This is a genomic window from Nocardia sp. NPDC004415 (assembly GCF_053602435.1).
Genome location: NZ_JBSGDP010000017.1, coordinates 58545 through 79241 on the forward strand (window position 1 = coordinate 58545; position 20697 = coordinate 79241).

The window sequence follows — 20697 nt, forward strand, 5'->3', positions numbered from 1 at the left end:
AGGCTGGGGACGCGCTGGGAGGTTGCTGGGAACGCTCAGTCGGTGACGTAGCCGTTGAGGCTGTTGCGCAGATCCGTGAGGACGGCGCGGGCGGCGGTGAGGCCGGTGGTGTGCCAGATCTTGTCGTCGACGGCGAAGACGCGGCGGTCGGTGGCGGCGCCGAGCTCCTCGAACTCGGTGGAGCGCAACACCTGCTTGCCGTGCTCCTCGCCCTGCTCGCCGTCGAACATCACGTAGACGACATCGCCCTCGGCCTTGGTGGCCAGTTCGTCGGCGGTGATGTCGTAGGACTGGCCGCGCTGGGCGGTGGGACGCTGCACGCCGACATCGGCGAGGACCTGGGCGGCGAAGGTCTCGCTGCCCTGCACCTGGGTGCTGTCGGCGGTGAAGCGCAGCACCGACGCCTGTGACTGGCTCGCGTTGAGGGCGGGGCCGAGGTCGTGAGCTTCGGTGAGGTAGTCGCGCAGGGCGGTGGCGGCGGCGTCGCGGCGGCCCATGCCGGCGGCGTAGGCGGTGAAATCGGACTGCCAGCTGCCGCCCTGGCCGATGAGCACGGTGGGGGCGATGGCGCGCAGCGCCTCGTAACCGCCTGCGGCGGGGGCGATGTCACCGAGGATGAGGTCGGGCTTCAGTTCGGCGATGCGCGCGGGATCGGGCTGACCGATCGGGCCCACGCTGGGCACCTCGAGCACGCCGTAGCCCAGATACATCGGCTGCGGGCGGTCGCCTTCGAGGGTGACCGCGCCCGCGACGCGTTCCCACAGGCCCAGCGCGCAGGCGGCGTCGAGGGCGGAACTCGTGAGCACGACGATGCGCTGCGGGTCGGCGGGCACCTGGGAGACCCCGGCGGTGTGGGTGACCGCGCGGGTCGCACCGGGTCCGGCATCGGGGGCGCTGGGCAGCGGGCAGGCGGTGGCGGTGTCGCGGTCGGCGCCGACCACACCGGCTCCGGCGATATTGGTGGTGGTGCGGATGATGGTGCTGGCGTCGTCGGTCTTGTCCGCGCAGCCCGCGGTGAACGCGACGGCGCACAGCAGCGCGGCGCCGACGGCGATGCCGCGCGAGCGGGCACGACCGGCCCGCTCGGCGGTGCGACGGAATCGGGTGCGTTCTCGGGCGCTCACCGGCATGCGCACGAGGGTACTGCGTGGCCCCGGTGCTGCTCGCCGGGGGCGTCACCGGCGGCTGGCGCGGCGGAAACCGATGGCGGCGGGGACGGCGAACAGCAGCACCGCGCCCGCCGACCAGATCAGAGTCAGGACCAGCGGACGGGCGACCGGGCCGTGGTCGGCCAGCCCGCGCATGGCGTCCACGGCCACCGACATCGGCTGATTGCGCACCACCGGCTGGATCCAGGTCGGGAAGGCGACCAGCGGGACGAAACCGGTGCTGAAGAACATCATCAGCGAGGTGAGGATGGTGATGCCCTCGACCAGCGCGGCCTTGGCGGTGTAGACGGCCACCGCGGTGACGATGGTGGCGAAGGCCAGCCCGAAGATCACCGGGACCAGCAGGAACGCCAGTGCAGCCAGCGGGCCGTGGTGGAACCGGAAACCGAGCAGGAAACCGACCAGGACCACCGCGATCGTGCCCGCGAGGATGCGGCAGCCCTCGGCCAGGATGCGTGAGGCCAGGCCGGAGGCCCGGTGCACCGGCAGCACCCAGAACCGGGCCAGCAGGCCCGCGTCGCGTTCGCGGCCCAGCAGGACTCCGCTGGCGACGGCGCCGGAGAGCGCGCCGACCAGCGCGACCATCGGCACCGAACCGTAGAGGGCGTCCTCGCCGGTGAACCGTTCGATCTGCCCGCCGACCACGATGTCGAGCATGATCAGCAGCAGGCACGGGATGAGCAGTGTCTCGAGCAGGGTGATCGGGTTGCGGGCCCAGCGCACCAGCAGCCGCTGGGTCTGGATGAGCGTGTGCCGGACCAGCGCGGCGGGGGAGTTCTCGGTCTGCAGTGTCATCACGCCCTCCGTGCGCTGAGCCGGACGGCGACGGGCGCGCAGATCGCCAGGATGGCGGCCAGCCACAGCAGCGACGGGCCCATCAGCGACCAGCTCACCACCCCGGCATTGCCGGCGGTGTCCCCGGCCAGCGCGCGCAGGGCGATGGCGAACTGGGACACCGGCTGATTGCGCACGAACCACTGGATCCACTCCGGGAACTGATCGGCCGGGGCGAGACCGGTGGAGAGCATGCCGAAGATCAGCGGTGGCAGCACCAGCGCCTGCGAGGTCGCCTCCGGGCTCTTGGACAGCGTGCCGATGACATCGGCGCCCAGGGTCAGCGCGATCCCGATGAGCAGGGACAGGGCCAGGAAGCCGAGGGTGTGCCAGCCGTCGAGCCGGAACCGGAACCCGATGACGTACCCCGAGGCGATGGCGGCGGCCAGCGAGATCACCAGCCGGAACAGATTGGCCGACATCCGCGCCGCGACCGGGACCAGCGGCCGCAGCGGCATGGCGCCGAAGCGGCGGTTGAGCCCGGCGACGGCGTCGGTGGCCGAGCGGAAGGCTGCCGAGATGGCGGTGAAGGCAGCGGCCTGGAGGATGACCAGCGGCATCATGTACTGGGCGTAACTGCTGAAACCGTTGCCGGAGAACATCATCACCGTCTTGAGCGGGATGTAGAAGCTGGCCGTGAACGCGGCGGGGGCCAGCACCGAGGACAGCACCTCGCCGGACCTGACGGCGGGCGCGATCAGCCGGGTGGTCAGCACCCACCACTGCTGCACGGTGGCGGGGGCGGCCCGGACGTCGGTGTGCCAGGTGGCGGCGGTCACGGGACGGCCTGCTCGGTCGTGGCCAGATGGCCGGTGAGCTGGAGGAACACATCGTCGAGGGAGGGGCGGCGCAGGGCGATGTCGACGAGTTCGATGCCGGCGTCGTCGAGGCGGCGCAGGGCTTCGGCGAGGGTCTTGGCGCCCTCGGGGGCGGGGATGGTGAGGCGGTCGGATTCCGGGGTGAGCGCGGCCAGGTTCTCCGGGGGCAGCAGGGTGCCGAGGGCGGCGGCGATGGTGGGCAGGCCGTCGAGATCGAGGGGCACGATCTCGCAGTAGCTGCCGCCGGTGCGGTGTTTGAGTTCGTCGGCGGTGCCCTCGGCGATCACCACGCCGTGGTCGATGACGATGATCCGGTCGCTGAGCGCGTCGGCCTCTTCGAGGTACTGGGTGGTGAGCAGGGTGGTGATGCCCTCGTTCTTGAAGCCGCGCACCAGGTCCCAGACACCCTGGCGGCTGCGCGGGTCCAGGCCGGTGGTCGGTTCGTCGAGGAAGACCACGTCCGGGCGCACCACCAGGCCGCAGGCGATATCGATGCGGCGGCGCATACCGCCGGAGTAGGTGCCGACGCGGCGTTCGGCGGCCCGGTCGAGATCGAATTCGGTGAGCAGTTCGCGGGCCCTGGCCTGGGCGGCGGGTTTGCGCAGGCCCATGAGCCTGCCGAACATGACCAGGTTCTCGTAGCCGCTGAGCATGTCGTCGAGGGCGGCGTACTGGCCGGTGAGCATGATGCTGCGGCGCACCGCGGCCGGATCGGCGACGACATCATGTCCGGCGACCACCGCCCGCCCACGATCCGGGGTGATCAGGGTGGACAGGATATTGACCGTGGTGGTCTTGCCCGCGCCGTTGGGACCGAGGATGCCGAGCACCTGGCCCGGCTCGGCGGCGAAGTCGACCCCGCGCAGGGCGTGCACGTCACCGAAGGATTTCTCGATGCCCTCCACGAGCACCCCGCCGGTGCGGGCGGGACTGGGGGCGAGAGTGGGTTCGACGCTCATGGCCGGTCTCCTGCTTCCATCTGGTCGTCGAGCAGTGGTGAGATCACCGACAGGGCAAGCGGAGTGGTCATCTCGTCGTGGGTCACCGGCACGTCGTGGCTGACGATCTCGCCGGTCACGTAGGGCCGCCAGCCGTCCTGGCCCATCCATTCCTGCGGGTCGACGGCGGCGCGGAAGTAGAGCAGGTCACCGTCGTGGACGGGGCGTTGATAGCCGGTCCTGGTGCCCGCGGAGGCGTTGTAGGAGGCGGCCATCCGTTCGAGGGTGGCGGCGTCGACGAGTTCGACGCCGAGCCGGGCGGTGATGGCGGCGGCGGCCTGCTCGGCGGTGGCGTCGGCGGGCACGTCGTCGATGCCGAAGATCGCGCCGAAGGTGTGGATGAAGGCACCCGCGGTGAGGCGTTCGATGCTGTCGCCGTCGATATCGGCGGTGTCGGTGTCGAGCAGGGCGACTACGCCGACCTGCTCGCCCGCTGCGGCCAGTTCGACGGCCATGGCCTCGGCGATCAGGCCACCGAACGACCAGCCCAGCAGGTGGTAGGGCCCGTGCGGCTGGACCGCGCGGATCTCCCGGACGTAGCGGCGCGCGAATTCCTCGATCGAGCGGGCCGAGGGTTCGCGGCCGGCGAGGTCCGGGGCCTGGAGGCCGTAGATCGGGCGGCCCGGCCGGAGGCTCTCGGCCAATCCCAGGTAGCTCCAGGACATTCCGGAGGAGGAGTGCACGCAGAACAGGGCGGGTTTGTCGCCGTCGGGACGGATGGGGAGCAGCACGTCGAGGCCGAGACCGGTGGGACCAGCGGGGGCCGTGGTGGTCGTGGCGGCTTCGTCAGCGGCGGCCGTCGCGGCGGCGGGCGTGTCGGCGAACCGGGCGGCGGCAGTGAGGGCCTCGGCCCACAGCTGGGCGAGCTCGGCCACGTCGTCGTGGTCGAGGAGCTGTGCGGCATAACCGAAGTCGGCGCGCAGGCGGTCACCGACGACCATGGCGTTGATGTCGATGGCCGCCATCACGGGCACCTCGCCGTGTTCGGCGGCGTCCAGGTCACCGAGGTCGCCGGTGGGCAGCCAGCCGAGGCCCTCTAGTCCGGCGGGGGTCTCGACGGAGGTGTGCCTGCCGAGGTAGTTCACACAGATCTGGCCTGGGAGGGCGGCCGGAAGTTGTTGGGCGGTCTCGGGATCGAGGTAGCGGAGCATGCCGAAGCCGATGCCCTTGTCGGGGACGGACAGGAGGTCGTGTTTGACGGTGCGGATGGCGGTGCCCATGGCGGGGCCGCCGGTGCAGGCGTCGTCGATGTCGATCTCGGCCAGGTCGAGGCGGACGGGGTACAGGTTCGTGAACCAGCCGATGGTGCGGGACAGGTCCGCGCCCGGCACCACTTCCTCCTGCCTGCCGTGGCCTTCCAGGCGCAGCAGTGCCGAGGGTTCGTCCACGCCGCGGCGGGCCCGCCAGCGCACGAGAGCGAGGGCGAGAGTGGCGAGCAGGGCGTCGGTGACGCCGCCGTGGAACAGGCCCGGCAGCGTGGTGAGCAGGGCGGTGGTGGTGGTTTCGTCGACCTCGATGTCGAGGCGGCGCACGGTGTGGCCCTGGTCGATCGCGGGATCGAGGGGGCGACTGCCGAGCAGCGGGTCGGGGCCGCCGGTCACCGTCTGCCAGTAGCCGAGTTCGGCGCGGCGGCGGTCGCTGTGCGCCTGTTCGGTGAGCGCGTGCGACCAGCGGCGCACGGAGGTGCCGGTCTCCGGCAGGACCGGGGTGGTGTCGGCGGCGACCTGGGCCCAGGCGGCGATGAGGTCCTGCACGAGGATGCGCCAGGACACACTGTCGATCACCAGGTGATGGGCGACGACGATCAGGCGGCCGGGCCGGGTGCGTGACCCGGCGTCGCCGACGGGGTCGAGCCAGACGAACTGGAGGACCACCCCGGTGGCGGGATCGAGGCGGTTCATCGCGGAATCCAATGCGGTCTGGGCGTATTCGCGCAGTTCCACGGGGTCGACCGCGGCGTCGAACTCGGTGCGGTGCACGAGAGCGTCGACGTCGATCGTGCCGGGGTCGGGCACGCTCAGCCGCCAGTCGTCGCCGTCGCGGGACAGGCGTGCGCGCAGCATGTCGTGCCGGTCGATCACGGCGGTGAGGGTGGCGACGAGCCGGGTGCGGTCGATACCGACGGGCAGGTCGAGCACGGCGGTCTGGACGAACCGGTCGAAATCGCCGCCGCGCTCGATCATGTACCGCACGATCGGGGTGAGCGGCAGGTCGCCGACCCCGCCACCGGGCAGCTCCGCCAGTGCCTCCACGGTCTCGCCCGCGTCGACGACGGCGCCCAGTGCGGCGACGGTGCGGTGTTCGAAGACCTGGAGCGGAGTGCACTGCACGCCCCGCAGTTTCGCCTGCGTGACCAGCTGGATGGCGAGGATGCTGTCACCGCCGAGGGCGAAGAAGGAGTCGTCCACGCCCACCCGCTCGCGGCCCAGCAGTTCGGCGTAGATGTCGGCGAGGACCTGTTCGGTCGGGGTTTCCGGGGCGCGGTAGGCGGTGTCGTCGGTGACGAACACCGGGTCGGGCAGGGCCTTGCGATCGAGTTTGCCGACTGCGTTGATCGGGATGGCGTCCAGGACGACGAACGCGGCCGGGACCATGTAGCCGGGCAGGGTGTCGGCGGCGACGGCGCGTACACGGTCGATATCGAGTTCGGTGCCGGGCAGACGCACCAGATAGGCGGCCAGGGCGGTGGCGCCCGTGGGCCCCGGAACGCCGAGGGTGACAGCGAGATCCACGCCGTCGATGCCGCCGAGGACCGCGTCGATCTCGCCCAGTTCGATGCGCTGGCCGCGCACCTTCACCTGGAAATCGGTGCGGCCCAGGTATTCCAGGGTCAGGCCGGTGGCGGTGTGGGTCCAGCGGACGAGATCGCCGGTGCGGTAGAGGCGGTCGCCGGGTGCGCCGAAGGGGTCGGCGACGAAACGGGCGGCGGTGAGGGCGGGACGGGCGTGATAGCCACGGGCCGCGGCGGTGCCCGCCAGGTAGAGCTCCCCGGCGACGCCGAGCGGTACCGGACGCAACCGGTCGTCCAGGACGAGAGCCTTCGCACCCCGGATCGGTGTGCCGATGGTGACCGGTTCCGATTCCGACAGCGGCGCGGAACCCGTTGCCCAGATGGTGTATTCGGTCGGGCCGTACAGATTCACCATGGTGCGGCCGTCCGCGCCGCCGCACCAGCGCGCGACGAGGTCGGGGCCGACCGCCTCGCCGGCCACGGCCAGCACCCGCACGCTCGAGACCTCGGCGGGATCGATGGTGGCCAGGGCCGAGGGTGTGATGACCATGTGCGTGACCTGCTCGGCGGCGATGAGTTCCGCGAGCGGGGCACCGCCGAAGACGTCCGGCGGTGCGATGACGGCGGCGGCCCCGCAGCCGTAGGCCATGAGCGCCTCGAAGATCGACGCGTCGAAGCTCGGGGAGGCGACCTGGAGCACGCGGGCGTGCTCGTCGAGGGCGAGGTCGGCGCGCTGGGCGGCGATCAGGTCGGCCAGGCCGCGATGGGTGACGGTGACGCCCTTCGGGGTGCCGGTGGAGCCGGAGGTGTAGATCATCCAGGCCGGGTTCTCGACACGGATCGGGGCCGGGAGCTCGTCCGGGGTGAGTGGGGCGTCGCTGGTGGCGGCGAGGCGCTCGGCCACGGCCGGGTCGTCGAGGACGAGCCAGTGGGTGCTGTCGGGGAGCCCGGGCCGGTACTCGGCGAGGGTGATGCCCACGCGCGCACCGGAATCGGTGAGCATATGTTCGATGCGGTCGGCGGGGTGCTTGGGGTCGACCGGGACGAAGGCGGCGCCGGTCTTGGCGGTCGCCCAGAGACTGGTGTGCAGGACTTCCGAGCGTGGGAGTGACAGGGCGACGACGGTTTCCGTGCGGGCACCCGCCTCGATCAACAGTCGCGCCAGCTGGTTGGAACGGGCGTCGAGTGCGTGGTAGGTGGTGGCGGAAGGTGCTGCCACGCCGGAGGGCTTCGTGGCGGAGGGGACGGTGTGCGCGTCTGCGGCGGAAAGTGCTGTCGTGCCGGAGGATTCCGTGGTCGAGGGAGTGCCTTCCGTCTCCGCATCTGTGCGCCGAGTGGAGTGTGCTGGCGCGGGGTCGACCGTGGGATGCGGCTGATAGGCGATGACGGCGGGGCGGTCCGGGAAGGTTGTGGCCGTACTGGCCAGCAGGTGGGCGAGGGTGGTCGTGCCGGTGGTCGCGGGGCCGTGCACCGGGACCAGCTGGGCGCGTTCGGTTTCGGTGAGGATGTCGATCTCGGCGAGGGGGAGGTCGGCCTCGGCCAGGACGGCCGTGAGGACCCGGTGCCAGCGGTCGGCGAAGGCGGTGACGGTGGGGGCGTCGAACAGGTCGGTGGCATAGGACAGGGTGCCCTCGATACCGGCGGGGCGTCCGGAGTCGTCGAAGCGTTCGCGCAGGTCGGCGGTGAGGTCGAAGGCCGAGGAGCGGCGGTCGAAGTCCTCGACCTCGAAGCGCAGGCCGGGGAGTTCGAGGACGGGGGCGACGAAGTTCTGGAGCGAGAGCGAGACCTGGAAGAGGGGGTGGTGGGCGGTCGAGCGGGTGGGGTCCAGGGCTTGGACGAGTTGCTCGAAGGGGATGTCGGCCTGGGCGAAGGCGTCCAGGTCGGTGCCGCGCACGGTGTCGAGGAACCGGCGGAAATCGGTGCCGGGGTCCACGGGGGTGCGCAGCGCGAGGGTGTTGACGAACATGCCGACCAGCTCGTCGAGAGCCTCCTCGCCGCGACCGGCCACCGGGGTGCCGATGACGATGTCGCCGGTGCCCGCCAGACGCGACAGCAGGACCGCCAGGGTGGCGTGCACGACCATGAAGACGCTGACATTGTGCGCGGCGGCGAATTCGACCAGGGCACTGTGTGTTTCGGTGTCGAGGGTGAAGCCGACATCGTCGCTGCGCAGGGACTGGACCGCCGGGCGGGGGCGGTCGCCGGGGAGTTCCAGAGCGTCCGGGGCGTCGGCGAGGGTGTCTCGCCAGAACCGGATCTGCTGTGCCGCCAGGGAATCGGCGTCCGTGGCGGCACCGAGCACCTCCCGGTGCCAGAGGGCGAAGTCGGCGTACTGGACGGTCAGCGGTGCGCGGGTAGGTGCCGACCCCGCGATGCGGGCGGAGTAGGCGGCCACGAGATCGGCGGCCAGCGGTGCCATCGACGCGCCGTCGGCGCTGATGTGGTGCACCACGAGCACGATCACATGCGACTCGGTGCCGGCGGGTTCGGTCACGCGGAACAGGGCCAGGCGGACGGGGGTCTCGCGGGTGAGGTCGAAGCCGGTGGCCGTGAGTTCGTTGATCCGTGCGCGGAGGGCGGCGCCGTCCTCGGTGACGAGGACGGGCATCGTGGGCGGGTCGGTGCCGACGATCACCTGGCGGGGGCCCTCGGAGTCGGCGGGGTAGCGGGTGCGGAGGGATTCGTGGCGGTCGATGACATCGGTGAGAGCCTGGCGCAGGGCGGGGACGTCGAGGTCGCCGGTGAGGCGCAGGGCGATGGCGATGTTGTAGGCGGCGGAGTCCGGGTCGAGTTGGTTGAGGACCCACATGCGCTGCTGGGCGGGGGAGAGCGGGATGCGGTCGGGGCGAGGGTGCGCGGCAAGGGCGGGGCGGCCCGGGGTGCCGTCGGGCGCGGGGACGAGGCGGGCGGCGAGCTGGGCCACGGTCGGGGCGTCGAACAGGTCGCGCAGGGCGATCCCGCAGCCGAGGGCCGAATTCACCCGGGCGACGACCTTGGTCGCGCTCAGCGAATTGCCGCCGAGTTCGAAGAAGGACTCGTCGACACTCACGTGGTCGCTGCCCAGCACCTCGGCGAACACCGCCGCCACCGACTCCTCGACCGGTGTGCGCGGGGCGAGGTAGGACCGTCGCGCCGACGAGAAGTCCGGTACCGGAAGGGCTTTGCGGTCCAGCTTGCCGACCGGGGTCAGCGGGATGTCGTCGAGCAGCACGACATAGCCGGGCACCATGTATCCGGGCAGCTCGGCCGCGACCTGCGCGCGCAGGTGTTCGGGATCGAGGTCGGCGCCGGGCGCGGGCAGCACATACGACACCAGCACCGTCGCCCCGGCCGGTCCCTCGCGGCCGATGGTGACCGCGTACTCGACCTCGGTGTCGCGGGAGAGCACCGCGTCGATCTCGCCCAGCTCGATTCGCAGGCCACGGATCTTGACCTGGAAATCGCTGCGGCCCAAGTACTCCAGAGTCAGCGCGCCGTCCGCGCCCTGCACCCAGCGCACCATGTCGCCGGTGCGGTACATGCGGTCCCCGGGCGCGCCGAAGGGGTCGGCGACGAAGCGGCTCGCGGTCATCTCGACCCGGTGGAAATAGCCGCGCGCCAGCGCCGGGCCCGCCAGGTACAGCTCGCCCTGGATGCCCACCGGGACCGGTCGCAGCCAGCTGTCGAGCACGACCACGGCCGCGCCACGGATCGGGCCGCCGATGGTCACCGGTTCGCCCGCGTGCAGTTCGGCGGGACCGGTGGCCCAGATACTGAATTCGGTGGGGCCGTACAGGTTCACCATGCGCCTGCCCGCCGCCCACTTCTCGATGAGCTCGGGCGTGGCCGCCTCACCGGCGACGGCGAGCACGCGCAAGGCGGTGAGATCGGTGGGTTCCATGGTGGCCAGGGCCGAGGGCGTGATGACCGCGTGGGTGACCTGTTCGGTGCGCAGCAGGGCTTCCAGTTCGCTGCCGCCGTAGACCTCCGGCGGCGACACCACCAGCCGCCCGCCCGCCGCGTGCGCGGTGAGCATCTCGAACACCGAGGCGTCGAAACTGGGGGAGGCGACCTGCAGGGCGCTGGCGGAGGGGTCGAGATCGAGGGTTTCCCGTTGCGCGGTCACCAGATTCGCGATGCCGCGATGGCTGAGCAGCACCGCCTTGGGTTTGCCGGTGGAGCCGGAGGTGTAGATGAGGTAGGCGGTGTGGTCGAGGTCGAGGGGGCCGCCGCGTTCGGCGTCGGTGATCGGGGCATCGGAGACCAGCATGGCCCGGCGCATGGTGTTGAGGTCGTCGAGCAGCAGCCAGTCGATGGTGCCGGGCAGGGTTTCGCCGGTGGCCGTCACGGTGACGCCGATCGGGGCCCTGGAATCGGAGAGCATGTGCTCGATGCGCTCCACCGGATAGCTGGGGTCCAGCGGGACGAAGGCCGCGCCGGTCTTGGCCAGCGCCCAGACCGCGACCACCGATTCCAGCGAGCGGGTCAGCGCCAGCACGACGAACACCTCCGGGCCCACGCCGCGCCCGAGCAGGACCCGGGCGAACCGGTTGGACCAGGCGTCGAGTTCGCCGTAGCTCATGCGCAGATCGCCCGAACTCACCGCGACGGCCCCGGGGTCGAGGGCGGCACCGGCGGTGAGGATGTCGGGCAGGGTTCGCATCGGCACGGGCGGCGCGCCGCGGACCGGGGCCAGGGTGGACAGTTCGGTGTCGTCGCAGGTGCGGATCTGCGAGACGGGCAGGTCCGGGTGTGCGGCGAGCTGGGTCAGCAGCCGGACGAAGCGATCGAGCAGGGACTGCGCGGCGGTGTGGTCGAGCTGGTCGGCCAGGTATTTGACGGTGACGCGCAGGGCGTCGCCGTCGGGGGTGTGCAGCGGGATCACCATGAGGTTGAGCGGATACGGTGTCGCGTCGGTGCCTTCGACATCGAGCACCCGCATCCCGGCGATATCGAGAGCCTGGGAGAGGGCCTCGCGGTCGATCGGGTAGGACTCGAACACGGTGAGGGTGTCGAACAGTTCGGCCAGGCCGACCGCGCGGTGGATGGCGGCCAGGCCGACGTGCTGGTGGTCCATCAGCCGGGCCTGCTCGGTCTGCACCCGGCCCAGCAGATCGGCGACCTTCTCCGCCGGGTCCAGCGTGACCCGCACGGGGACGGTGTTGATGAACAGCCCGACCATCTCCTCCACCCCGGGCAGCTCCGGCGGGCGACCGGACACGGTGCTGCCGAACACCACATCGGTGCGGCCGGTGAGCAGCGACAGCAGCAGCGACCAGCCGACCTGGACCAGGGTGTTCACCGTGGCCCCGGCCGCGCGGGCGGCGGCGTCGAGCGCGGCGACGGTGGCGGCGGGCAGCTCGTGCGAGCGCATGGCGGTCTCGGGGGAGGTGATGGCGGCCAGGCTGGGGACGGCGCGGGTGGGGGTGTCGATGCCCGCCAGTGCCGCGCGCCAGGCGGTGAGCGAGGCGTCGGTGTCCTGGTCGGCGAGCCAGGACAGGAAGCCGCGATAGGAGCGGGCGGGTGGGAGGGCCGACGGGTCGCCCGCGGTGACGTAGAGGGCGAGCAGTTCGCGGACCAGCAGCGGGGTGGACCAACCGTCGAGCACCACATGGTGATTGGTCATCACCAGGCGGAAGGTGTCGGGGCCGGTTCTGATCAGGGTGAAGCGGAGCAGGGGTGGGTGGGTGAGGTCGAAGCGGGTGCGGGCGTCGAGATCGATGACGCGCGCCAGTTCGTGGTCGCGCTCGGCGGGGTCGGTGATCTCGCTGAGATCGATGTCATCCCAGCGGATCTCGGCGTGGGCGAGAACGAGCTGGCGGGGGCCGTCGTCGGTTTCCACGAAGGCGGCGCGCAGGTTCTCGTGGCGGTCGACCAGGGCCTGGGCAGCGGTGCGGAGGCGGGTGGCGTCGACGGTGCCCGCGAGGGTGAGCAGGGATTGGACGGTGTAACCGTCGGCGGTGTCGGAGTCGTAGAGGGCGTGGAAGAGCAGGCCGTACTGGAGTGGGGACAGCGGCCAGACATCGGTGAGTCGGGGGTAGGTGTGTTCCCAGCGGTCGATCTGTGGTTGGTCGACGGTGACGAGGGTGAAATCCGACGGGGTGCGGCCGCCCGCGCCCTCGGTGGCGGCGTGGGTGACCAGGGCGGTCAGGGCCTGTGACCAGAGGTCGGCCAGGTCGCGGATGTCGGCCTCGGTGAGGAGTCTGCTCGCGTAGGCCCAGGTGACCTCGAGGCCCGCGTCGGTGCGGACGGCATTGATATCGACGGTCGCCGCCAGGGGTGCCCGGTCGTCGTTGGTGGCGGCGAAACGTTGTGGCAGCCAAGGGTCTTCGCCGGTGACGGCGCGGCCCAGATAGTTGAAGCTCAGCTGGGGAACCGGGGCATCGGCGAGAGCGGCTGTGGTCTCGCCGTCGAGGTAGCGCAGCAGGCCGTAGCCGATTCCGCGATCGGGAATCGCGCGCAACTGTTCCTTCGTGGTCTTGATCGCCTCGCCCGCGGCCGGGCCGCCGGTGAAGGCGTCGCCGACATCGATGCCGGTCAGGTCGACGGCGACGGGGTACACGCTGGTGAACCAGCCCACCGTGCGGGCCACATCGGCGCCGGGCAGGAGGGATTCGGCGCGGCCGTGGCCTTCCAGGGTGATCAGGGTGGCGGTACGTTCGCGCCATCGGGCCACGGCGAGGGCGAGGGCGGTCAGCAGGACATCGTCGGCGCCGCAATGGAATTGCTCGGGGACGGTGGTGACGACGGCGTGCGCGGTGTCGGCGGGGATCGTCGACCGGCACTGCGCCATGGTGTCGACCACATCGCGGGTGGGATCGAAAGGCTCTGTGCTGAACGGGGAGTCGGGAGTGGTCAGGATGCGCTGCCAGGTGGGTAGTTCGCCCGCCCTGGCGATGGCTTCCAGGGGTTGGCTGTGTGCCCAGCGGCGGAACGAGGTGCCGACCGGGTCGAGGGTGCCGCCATAGGCGGCGGTGGCCAGGTCGGGCAGCAGGATTCGCCAGGAGACGCCGTCGGTGACGAGGTGGTGCAGGACCAACCAGCACAGGGGAGCGGCGTCGGCGCGCTCGAGGAGGACGACGCGTACGACGCTGCCGGTCGAGGGATCGAGCTGGTCGGCGGCGCGTTGCAGCGCCTGTTCGACGACGTCGGCATCCGTCGGCATCCCGGAGCCGGATTCCGCGTCGCCGGGCGGACGGGCACCGGGAGTGTGATCCGCAGGCACCACGTCGACGAGCACGGCCGGATCGATCGTGCCCTTCTCGGCGATCTCCCAGGTCCAGGCACCGGGTGACCCACGCAGGGTGGATCGCAGGACATCGTGGTGGTCGAGCAGGACGCGCAGGGCGTCGGTGAGAGTCGCGCGGGTGGTTGCTTCGGGGAGGCCGATGAGGACGGCCTGGGCGTAGCGGTGCCAGGGGGCGTCGTGGTCGAGCATGGCGTGGACGATGGGGGTGAGGGTGATCGGGCCGGTGCCGCCGCCGGGGAGTTCGTCGACGATGTGGACCGGGGTGTCGGTGGCGACGGCGGCCAGGGCGGCCACGGTCTTGCGTTCGAAGACGTCGCGGGCGCTGAAGGTGAGGCCGGCGGCCTTGGCGCGCGAGACCAGCTGGATGGAGACGATGCTGTCGCCGCCGAGGGCGAAGAAGCTGTCGTCGGCGCCGACCGCGTCCACGCCGAGGACCTCGGCGAACAGGGCGGCGAGGAGTTCTTCGCGCGGGGTCGACGGGGGACGGCCGGTGACGGTCTCGGTGCGGAAATCCGGGGCGGGCAGGGCCTTTCGGTCGACCTTGCCGAGCGGAGTGAGCGGCACCCGGTCGAGGACGGTGACCACCGCGGGCACCATGTAGGCCGGAAGCCGTTCGCCGACAGCCGCTTTGATCGCCTCCGGATGGAGTTCGGTGCCGGGTTCGGCGGTGACATAGGAGGCGAGCGCGGTGGCGCCCGCCGGGGTCTCGACGCCGAGCGTGAGGGCGAAGTCGACGCCGGGCAGCCGTTGCAGCGCGGCGTCGATCTCCCCGAGTTCGATGCGGAAGCCGCGCACCTTCACCTGGAAATCGCCGCGGCCCTGGTATTCCAGGGTGAACCGGCCGGTGTGATCGGACCAGCGGACGAGGTCGCCGGTGCGGTAGAGGCGCTCGCCGGGCGCGTACGGATTCGCGACGAACCGGCTCGCGGTGAGCCCACTGCGCCGGTGATAGCCGCGCGCCAGACCGGGGCCCGCGAGATACAGCTCGCCGACGGTGCCCGCGGGGACCGGGCGCAACCAGGGGTCGAGCACCAGACCCGACACGCCGCGGGTCAGGCCGCCGATGGTGACGGGGGCGCCGGGGACGAGGGGATCGCTGAGGGTGGTGGTGACCGTGGTCTCGGTGGGGCCGTAGCCGTTGAGCAGGGCGCGACCGGTCCACTTGGCCACCAGTTCCGGTGGACATGCGTCGCCGCCGACCACGATGGTGCGCAGCGCGGGCAGCGTCGCCGGGTCCAGCGACCCGACCACGGCGGGGGTGACATTGAGATGGGTGACGCCTTGCGCGCGCAGGACCTGTGCCATGTCCTCGCCCGCGTAGGCCGAGGGTGGGACGATCGCGAGGGCGGCACCGGCGGCGAGGGTCACCAGGATCTCCTCGACGGAGATGTCGAAACTCGGGGAGACCGCGTGGGCGATCACCGAATCGGCGTCGACCCCGAAACCGGCACCCGAGCCGGTGGCCAGATTCGCCAGGCCCCGGTGCGAGACCAGTACACCCTTGGGCAGGCCGGTCGAGCCGGAGGTGTAGATGACGTAGGCGATCTGGTCGAGGTGCAGGGGTGCGGTGCGGTCGGCGTCGGTGATCGGGGCGGGGTCCTGGGTGGCGACGGTCTCGTCGTCGAGGGTCAGCCAGGTGATCCGGTCGGGCAGTGTCGAACGGGCTTCCGGGACGGTCAGGCCGGTGACCACACCGCTGTCGTCGAGCATGTGCTCGATGCGGTCGGCGGGATAGTTCGGATCGACCGGCACGAAGGGCGCACCGGTCTTGGCGACGGCGACGGTGGCCAGCACCGATTCCCGGGACCGCGGAATCGACAGCGCGACACCGTGTTCCGGGCCCGCACCGGCGGCGATCAGGAGGCGGGCCAGGCGGTTGGTGTACTCGTCGACCGCGCGGTAGGTCATGGACTCACCGGTGCCCCAGCACAGCGCCACGGCGTTCGGGTCGAGCGCGGCACCCGCGGCCAGGATCTCCGGCAGGGTGCGCGCGGTGGTGCCCGCCGGGCCGCGCGCGGGCACCGAGACAGCCTGCTCGGTGTCGGAGAGCACCGGGACCGTCGAGAGCGGGGCGTCGGGACCGGCGGCCAGGAAGCGGTGCAGGAACCGCAGGAAGCGCGCGTGGTGGGCCGCCAGGTCGGCGTCGGTGTAGAGATTGCCGTTGCCCTGGAGATCGATATGGGTGCTCTCGCCACCGACACCGGGATACAGGTTGACGAACAGGTCGTCGATCAGGCCCGAGGTGAGCACGTGCAGGCGCCCGACCACCGGGCCGAGCGCGATCCGGGTGTCGACCATCATCAGGTTCACGGCCGGACCGAACGAAGCCGTCTCGTCCATCGACCAGCCCAGATCGCGGACGATGTCCTCCTGGCGGTACCGCTGCCTGCGCAGCGCGCCGGTGAGCTCGCTCTGCACCGCCAGGATCGCCGCGCCGACCGTGGTGGCGGGCGCGAGGGTGACGCGCAGCGGGACGACATTGGCGAGCATGCCGCCGGACCGGCGCAGCGTGGCCGAGGTGCGGGCCGAGACCGGCAGGCTCAGCACCACCTCGGGCGCGCCCGTCATCGCGGCCAGATAGGCGCCGAACGCGGCCACCACCGTCGGCGCGACACCGGAGTTCACCGCGGCGGCCACCTCGTCGAGCAGGGTCGCGGTGGCGGCGGGCAGATCGCCGGAGACGCGGCGCGGATGTCCGTCGACGGCGGCCGCGCGCCCGGCCAGGGTCACCGGATCGGCCAGTTCGGCCAGGTGCGTGCGCCAGTACTCGCTGTCGGCGGCGAACCGGTCGGAGCTGCGATAGGCCAGATCGGCCTCGACGATCTTCTGTAGCGGCTCGGCCTTGGCCTTCGGCGGCTCCCGGCCCTCGAGAGCGGCGTTGTAGAGCTCGCCGGTGCGCTGGACCAGGGCCAGCGCGCCCATGCCGTCGAGCACGATGTGGTGCATCCGTGAATACCAGAACCAGCGGTCCTCGCCGACGCGCAGCATGGCCAGGCGGACCAGGCGGTCGCGGGTGATGTCCAGCGGGGCGGAGTACTCCGCGCGCATCCAGGCGTGCGCGGCGCGCTCGGGGTCGGGCTCGCCGCGCAGATCCAGCTCGGTGATGTCGGCGTCGAGGGTGGGGTCGACGAGCTGATACGGCTGGCCGTCGACCTCCACCATCCGCAGATAGCCGGTGCCGAACTCGCGCCCGGTGCGCCGGACCGCCGTGGTGAGCAGCCCGAGATCGACCGCGCCGCGCAACTCGACGTACTGGGCGATCGAGATCGGGGTGTCGCCCGCGATGTGCTGGGCGAACCAGATGCCGCGCTGGGCGGCGGACAGGGGGAAAGGACCTTCGGCGGCGCCGGCGTCCGGCGCGAGCGAAGAAGTCTGGGTCATGAGCGGACCTGTGTTCTCATGTCTGGATCACCGTGTGTCCCCGACCGCGTACCGCGCTCCAGATCCATTCTGAACCTGTCGCGCGCGGATCGGAATGGGGTATCAGGAAGCAGCGCGCAGATCGGCACCCGACAGCGGCGCGTCCGAACTCACCAGGTAGTGGCGCAGCGTGCCGCGATCGTCGAGCACCAGCCAGTCCACGGCGTCGGTCAGCGCGGGGCGGTGCTCCCGGACGGTGATCCCGAATCGGGGCGTGGGGGCGTGCTCCGCCACCGGGATCGCACCGATCTTGCGCACGGCCGCCTCGGCGACGATCGCCTCGATCCGCGGCTCGACCACCAGCGCGATCCGCTCGCCTGCCGTCGCGCCCCTGGCCAGCAGCAGCCGGGCCAGACGATTGGCCCAGCGGTCCAGATCGGCGTCGGCGAGGCGGCCGTTCGCGACCGGCGCGCGCTGCGGCAGCTGGATGACGTTGTGGGCGGAAGCGGTGGCCGGTGCGCTCATCGTGTGTCCCCTTCGAGGCTGGTGGGAGGTGTTTTTCTGTACCTCTCCACCCTCGCCGCCGGGCGGGGGATCCGACAGCGACCCCAGCGGTGGGGTGGCCGCTCCCAGGGGGAGCGAATACCACCCCAAGGTGGGTGAACCGCTCAGCGCTTGTTGCCGCCGATGCTGAAATGCGCGCCGGTGGCATCGGTGAGCCCGGCCAGGCGGCCGTAGGGGGTGTCCATCGGCTCGAAGACGATCGCGCCGCCCAGCGCCACCGCCTGCTCGGCCGTCTTGTCGACGTCGTCGGCGCCGAAATAGATCGTCCACGCGCCCGGCAGGCCCTCGGGCAGGTGCCCGCTGCCGTCCATCACACCGCCGAGCATGGGGGAGGTGGCGTGCAGGGTGGTGTAGCGGAACTCGTCGGAATCGGCGACGGTGAAGGTGTCGTCCCAGCCGAAGACGTCCCGGTAGAAGGCCAGCGAGGGCTCGTAGGAGCGCGTCATCAGCTCGAACCAGGACGGCACCCCGACATGGTCGGACCAGGTGCCGTCGGCGACCGTGCCCCTGGCCTCGAACCCGCCGAAGGAGGCCGCCTGCCAGACACCAACGCCCACCCCGCCGACATCGGCGAGCACGGCCATCGTGCCGATATCGGCGACCGCCATCGGCGCCACGAACACCTGGCCGCCCGCCTCGCTCGCCTTGGCGACGGTCACCGCCGCGTCCGGGGAGGACAGGTAGACCGTCCACCGGTCGGGGTAGACGTCGGCGGGGTCCTCCAGCCTGGCCATCGCCCCGGCCACGGCCCGGCCGTCCTTGCTCAGGGTGGTGTAGCCACCGAACTCCGGGCCGCCGCGCTCGGCGGTCCAGCCGAACAGTTCGCCGTAGAAGGCGATCGCGCGGTCCAGGTCGGCGGTGTAGAGGTCGGCCCAGACGGGATCGCCGGGCTTGGAGGTGATGGTCATAGCGGACTCCTCGGTTCGACAGGTGGTTCGACAGAGGCGGTGGGCACGGTGCGCACCGTCATCGATCATGACGCGCCGAAGGCCGAAAAGTCATCGCCGCCAACCGTTGCACCCGCCGGACCTGCGGAGGAAGATCGAGACGGTCCTCGGCCCGCCGTCTACGGCGCGCCGAATACGACACAGAGTAGGACCCGCGCGGAATGCTGCGGCAGCACGGTTTACGATCACTTCAACGCATGTCTGCTGCTGTCCTCCCGAGGCGGGGCCGACGCTGCGAGTGACGTACAGGCATCTTCAGGAGGATCAGTGACTGCGGTAGAGCCCAGGCCAGTCCCTCAGTTGGAAGCGACTCGACCGTATCCGGCCCGGACCGGGCCGAAGGGCTCGTTCCTCTACAAGGCGGTCACCACCACCGACCCCAAGGTGCTCGGCACCATGTACCTGGTGACGGCGATCAGCTTCTTCCTGGTCGGCGGTCTCATGGCGCTGCTCATGCGCGCCGAGCTGGCACGCCCGGGTCTGCAGTTCCTCTCGCCCGAGCAGTTCAACCAGCTGTTCACCATGCACGGCACGATCATGCTGCTGTTCTACGCGACCGCGATCGTGTTCGGCTTCGCCAACATCATCCTGCCGCTGCAGATCGGCGCCCCCGACGTCGCCTTCCCGCGCCTGAACGCGTTCAGCTACTGGCTGTACCTGTTCGGCGGCACCATGGCGACCGCGGGCTTCGTGACCCCCGGTGGCGCGGCGGACTTCGGCTGGACGGCGTACGTGCCGCTGACCGACATCCTGCACTCGCCCGGTGTCGGCACCGACCTGTGGATCCTGGGCCTGGCCGTCTCCGGTCTGGGCACCATCCTCGGTGGTGTCAACATGCTCACCACCGTGGTCTGCCTGCGCGCGCCCGGTATGACCATGTTCCGCATGCCGATCTTCACCTGGAACATCGCGGTGACCTCGGTCCTGGTGCTGCTGGCCTTCCCGCTGCTCACCGCGGCGCTGTTCGGTCTGGCCTACGACCGCCACCTGGGCGGCCACATCTACGACCCGGCCACCGGCGGCATCCTGCTCTACCAGCACCTGTTCTGGTTCTTCGGCCACCCCGAGGTCTACATCATCGCGCTGCCGTTCTTCGGCATCGTCTCCGAGATCTTCCCGGTCTTCAGCCGTAAGCCGATCTTCGGTTACACCACGCTGGTCTACGCGACGCTGGGTATCGCGGCGCTGTCGATCGCGGTGTGGGCGCACCACATGTACGCCACCGGCGCGGTGCTGCTGCCGTACTTCTCCTTCATGACCTTCCTCATCGCGGTCCCGACCGGTGTGAAGTTCTTCAACTGGATCGGCACCATGTGGCGCGGTCAGCTGACGTTCGAATCACCGATGCTGTGGTCGATCGGCTTCCTGGTGACCTTCCTCTTCGGTGGTCTGTCGGGCGTCATCCTGGCCTCGCCGCCGCTGGACTTCCACGTCACCGACTCGTACTTCGTCGTCGCGCACTTCCACTACGTGCTCTTCGGCACCATCGTGTTCGCCACCTTCGCGGGTATCTACTTCTGGTTCCCGAAGATCACCGGCCGCATGATGGACGAGCGCCTCGCGAAGTGGCACTTCTGGACCACCTTCGTCGGCTTCCACACCACCTTCCTGGTGCAGCACTGGCTGGGTGCCGAGGGCATGCCGCGTCGCTACGCCGACTACCTGCCCAGCGACGGCTTCACCACGCTGAACACCATCTCCACCATCGGTGCCTTCATCCTGGGCTCGTCGATGCTGCCGTTCGTGTGGAACACGTTCAAGAGCTACCGTTACGGCGAGGTCGTCACCGTGGACGATCCGTGGGGCTACGGCAACTCCCTGGAGTGGGCCACCACCTGCCCGCCGCCGCGCCACAACTTCTACGAGCTGCCGCGCATCCGTTCGGAGCGTCCCGCGTTCGAGCTGCACTACCCGCACATGGTCGAGCGCATGAAGGCCGAAGCGCACGTCGGCTGGGGTTCGGGTAAGCACAACGCGCACGCCGGCGAAGGCGCGCTCGCGAAGAAGTAGGAAACACCGTAAGACCAGGGTGTGCACCTGCTGGGTGA

General features: G+C 70.9%; 8 protein-coding genes. 1 reads left to right on the forward strand and 7 read right to left on the reverse strand.

Annotated features, from left to right (window positions below):
- Nucleotides 1-35: 35 nt before the first annotated feature.
- The 7 genes from ACWEMY_RS11135 to ACWEMY_RS11165 all read right to left on the reverse strand — a co-directional run bounded on the left by ACWEMY_RS11135 (nucleotide 36) and on the right by ACWEMY_RS11165 (nucleotide 18610).
- Complete coding sequence (locus tag ACWEMY_RS11135) at nucleotides 36-1130, reverse strand: ABC transporter substrate-binding protein (protein ID WP_452389869.1); 1095 nt, start codon at nucleotides 1128-1130, stop codon at nucleotides 36-38.
- Nucleotides 1131-1175: 45 nt separating this feature from the next.
- Nucleotides 1176-1964: an ABC transporter permease gene (locus ACWEMY_RS11140; RefSeq protein WP_452389870.1), complete on the reverse strand. Its 789-nt coding sequence runs from the start codon at nucleotides 1962-1964 to the stop codon at nucleotides 1176-1178.
- Entirely contained in the window at nucleotides 1964-2782 is an 819-nt protein-coding gene (locus ACWEMY_RS11145; protein ID WP_452389871.1) for an ABC transporter permease, read from the reverse strand. Before ACWEMY_RS11145 ends, ACWEMY_RS11140 begins: the two co-directional genes overlap by 1 nt.
- On the reverse strand, nucleotides 2779-3780 hold the full coding sequence (locus ACWEMY_RS11150) for an ATP-binding cassette domain-containing protein (protein WP_452389872.1): 1002 nt from the start codon (nucleotides 3778-3780) through the stop codon (nucleotides 2779-2781). The genes ACWEMY_RS11145 and ACWEMY_RS11150 overlap by 4 nt, the downstream gene beginning before the upstream one ends.
- Nucleotides 3777-17159 carry an amino acid adenylation domain-containing protein gene (locus tag ACWEMY_RS11155; protein WP_452389873.1) on the reverse strand — a complete coding sequence of 4461 codons (13383 nt, stop codon included), beginning with the start codon at nucleotides 17157-17159 and terminating at the stop codon, nucleotides 3777-3779. Before ACWEMY_RS11155 ends, ACWEMY_RS11150 begins: the two co-directional genes overlap by 4 nt.
- A gap of 102 nt (nucleotides 17160-17261) precedes the next feature.
- A complete protein-coding gene (locus tag ACWEMY_RS11160; protein ID WP_452389874.1) occupies nucleotides 17262-17663 on the reverse strand; it encodes an AMP-binding protein in 402 nt (133 codons plus the stop codon).
- Nucleotides 17664-17806: 143 nt separating this feature from the next.
- Nucleotides 17807-18610, reverse strand: coding sequence for a VOC family protein (locus tag ACWEMY_RS11165; RefSeq protein ID WP_452389875.1), 804 nt, complete (start codon nucleotides 18608-18610; stop codon nucleotides 17807-17809).
- Nucleotides 18611-18916: 306 nt separating this feature from the next.
- Between ACWEMY_RS11165 and ctaD the strand changes: the two genes are divergently transcribed.
- Nucleotides 18917-20659 (forward strand): aa3-type cytochrome oxidase subunit I, encoded by a 1743-nt coding sequence (gene ctaD, locus ACWEMY_RS11170; RefSeq protein ID WP_375929417.1) that lies wholly within the window; start codon nucleotides 18917-18919, stop codon nucleotides 20657-20659.
- Nucleotides 20660-20697 lie beyond the last annotated feature (38 nt).